Source organism: Micromonospora sp. MH33, from assembly GCF_003013775.1.
GTDB lineage: Bacteria > Actinomycetota > Actinomycetes > Mycobacteriales > Micromonosporaceae > Micromonospora > Micromonospora fulviviridis.
This window is the reverse complement of sequence record NZ_MUYZ01000466.1, coordinates 1-3,461: the sequence shown is the minus strand read 5'-3', so window position 1 is coordinate 3,461 and position 3,461 is coordinate 1. Positions and strand designations below refer to the sequence as shown.

General features: G+C 72.4%; 1 protein-coding gene and 1 pseudogene. One reads left to right on the top strand and one right to left on the bottom strand.

Annotation, left to right across the window (positions count from 1 at the left end; genetic code table 11):
* Positions 1-299: pseudogene (locus tag B0E53_RS39900) on the bottom strand (ATP-binding protein); the annotation flags it as partial.
* A 384-nt stretch (positions 300-683) separates the two neighbouring features.
* On the opposite strand from B0E53_RS39900, the gene B0E53_RS34470 reads away from it, so the two are divergent.
* Positions 684-3,461: nitrate- and nitrite sensing domain-containing protein (locus tag B0E53_RS34470; RefSeq protein ID WP_107079721.1), on the top strand; the 2,778-nt coding region annotated here is incomplete at its 3' end.

Sequence of the window (3,461 nt, the reverse complement as noted above, 5' to 3'; positions counted from 1 at the left end):
CGCAGCAGCGCCACCCCGCGCCGGACCAGCACCCGGGGCGCCTTACGCTGCTCGGCCAGGTCGCGGGCGAGCCGGCGGACGAAGGTCGCGCCGCGCGGGCGGCGCAGCGCGTACGCCCCGGCGAGCAGGCCCCGGCGGCGGCACTCCGCGACGATCTCGGCGGCGAAGATCCCTTCGGCGACGAAAAGTGGCGATCCGTCGACGTCGAATGGCCGGGTGGCCACCCGCCGGTCCGCGCCGATCGCATAAACCGGCACTTCGGCCTTGCCGTCCCGGGCCAGTCGGGCGATTGTTTCCACCGCCGTGTCCGCATCCCAGGACAGTGGGGACTCCCAGTCCACCGCTCCGTCCCGACGCGGCAACGTAGGGTCATCGCCGTCCTTGTAGAAGTCGTCCAGGCAGAGGACAGGAAGTCCGGTTCGATGGGCAATGTACGACTTTCCGGAGCCGGAGGGCCCGGCGAGCAGGACAACGCGGTGAGGGTGTTCCATTACCTTGAGTGACTCCGGCCAGACGGATTGCTATCAAATTGCATCAACATCTCATCACACCTCCCGCGAGGGACAACCTGGGCTTTCTCTTTGCGGGGCGGCGTGATGGAATCTCGGAGGTCCGACCCGCCGGGTCGGTCGCTCGGCGTTGCCCACAGGGCACGCCGGACGCGGTAATGCGAGGGCGGTGACGTGAGCAAACGGCCAACGACGGCGGGCTCTTTCCTGTCGCGTCTGCGCCGGCCGGCCAGCCGGCTCCGCGACATGCCGATCTGGTCCAAGCTCGGCCTGATCATGATCGTGCCGACCATCGCCACAGTCGTGGTGGGCACCACCGGTCTGGTCGATCACCTGGAGACGCTCAACAGTGCCAACCGGGCCGGTAACCTGGCCACCCTGATCGGCTACTCAGGTGATCTGGTCGACAAGCTGCAAGACGAGCGGGCCGCCGCCGTGCTGCTGCTGAGTGCCGACGAGTCGAAGGCCAAGGCCCGGTACACCGACGTCTACACCCAGACGGGCCAGGAGGTCGACAAGGCGCACGGGAAGTACTCGCAGCAGCGCGTCGTGCTGGAGAAGTTGCCCCCCGCGCTGGAGAAGATCCTCGACGGGATCGACCAGGACCTTCAAGACCTGTCCGGCACCCGCAGTCAGGTCTTCAACGGCAAGATGTCGAGCAGCTTCGCGGCCAAGGGGTACGACGGCCTGATCAGCGAGCTGCTTGCGGTCCGTGACTCGAGCACCCAGCTCGCCGGCGACAGCGACCTGAGCGACCGGATGCGCGCCGCCGCCGCCGTCGCCCGCAGCAAGGAGTTCCTCTCCGAGCGTCGGGTGGTCGTGCACCTCGCGCTGGACCGCGGCCGACTCGACCAGGCCCTGCGCACGGACTACATCTCCACCGTCACCGCCGAGCAGCAGGCGATCGAGTCCTTCACGGCCGTCGCCAACGGGTCCGAGAAGGAGCTCTACCAGCAGACCGTCGCCGGGGGCGACCTGCGCGAGGTGTCCTCCTACCAGGGGCAGATCGCCGGCAACGAGTCCGGGGCACTGACGAGCCTCTCCTTCGGTCCGGACCAGTGGGACACCGCGATGGTCGGCAACGCCAAGCTGGTCCGTACCGTCGAGTCGAAGCTCGACGGCGACGTGGTCAAGCAGGCCGACAAACTTCGTTCGGACGTGCAGCGCCAGGTCTTCCTGCAGACCGGCCTGCTGCTGAGCATGCTGCTGCTGGCGATCCTCTTCGCCTACCTGGTCGCCCGCTCGATGGCCCGCTCGCTGCGCGACCTGCGCCAGGGCGCCCTCTCGGTGGCCCAGTACGGCCTGCCGCAGGCGGTGGCCCGGCTGCGCGACCCGCAGGTCACCGGGCAGCTCTCCCCGGTGCAGCTGGCCAACCAGATCGCCGAGCCGCTGCCGGTGCGCAGCAAGGACGAGTTCGGCCAGGTGACCGAGGCGTTCAACGCCGTCCACCTGGAGGCTGTCCGGACCGCGGCCGAGCAGGCCGCCCTGCGGGCGTCCGTCGCGACCATGTTCGTCAACCTGGCCCGCCGGTCGCAGATCCTGGTCGACCGGCTGATCGGCCACCTCGACCGGCTGGAGCGCGGCGAGGAGGACCCGGACCGGCTGGCCGAGCTGTTCCAGCTCGACCACCTCGCCACCCGGATGCGCCGCAACGACGAGAACCTGCTGGTCCTCGCCGGCGCGGACTCCACCCGCGTGCAGCGCGAGCCGGCCGCCCTCATCGACGTGCTACGCGCCGCCCAGTCCGAGGTCGAGCACTACACCCGGATCGAGTTCGGCGTCATCGACCGGGACATCGAGGTCTCCGCGCACGCGGTCAACGACCTGGTGCACCTGGTCGCCGAGCTGTTCGACAACGCCACCGCCTTCTCCCCGCCGGACTCGCACGTCATGGTGGAGGCCCGGCGGGTGGGCGACCGCGCCTCCCTCTACGTGGAGGACCGGGGCATCGGCATCAGCCACGAGCAGTTGCGCGAGCTGAACGAGCGGCTGGCCACGCCGCCGCAGGTGGACGTCGCGGTCTCCCGGATGATGGGCCTCGTCGTGGTCGCCCGGCTGGCCTCCCGGCACGGCGTCAAGGTCGAGCTGCGGCCCGGTGCCGACCGGGGCACCGTCGCCGACGTCACGCTGCCCCCCTCGGTCCTGGTGCCGCGCGCCCTCTCCGGCCGTGGCCAGCTGGCGCCGGCCCTCCCGGCCGTCACCGGCCCGCAGCAGGGCGGCCCCGCCCCGGCGTTCGGGGCCCTGGCCGCGTTGGGGAACGGCCCGCACACCCCGCCGCCGGTCCCGCACCCCGGCACCTCCGGCAACCAGGTCACCCTGGGCGGGCGGTCCTTCGACCCGGCGCCGCGCAACGGCTCCGGCACCCCGGCCAACGCCGGTGCCGGCCGCTCGATGCCGGCCTGGTCCGACCTGACCGGCGCCGGCCCCCTCGCCGGCGGTGACGGCTTCACCCCGCGCAGCACGAACGGCCAGCCGATCGACCCGCTGCCCCAGCGGCGCAACCCGGCCGAGGCCGACCCGGCCTCCACCGGTCAGCAGCCGGCCATCCCGCGGCAGCTGCCGAGCAGCCCCGAGACCCGGCCGTACAACCCGCCGCCGGTGTCGGCGCCGCCGCTGCCGCCGGTCTCCGGTGTCCCGGTCTCCGGCCACCCGGTCTCCGGCTACCCCGTGTCCGGCTCGCCGGCCTCCGGTTACCCCGTGTCGGGTGCGCCGGCCTCCGGTTACCCCGTGTCGGGTGCGCCGGCCTCCGGTTACCCCGTGTCGGGTGCGCCGGGCTCCGGTTACCCCGTGTCGGGGGCGCCCGCGTCGGGCTACCCCGTGTCGGGTGCGCCGGCCGCCGGTCAGTCGATGTCGGCCGCACCGGCCGCGCGCCACCCGGTCTCGGCGCCGCCGGTGAACCAGGTGCCGCCGCGTCCCGCCCCGCCGGCTCCCGCGCCGCACGTCGGCGCCCCG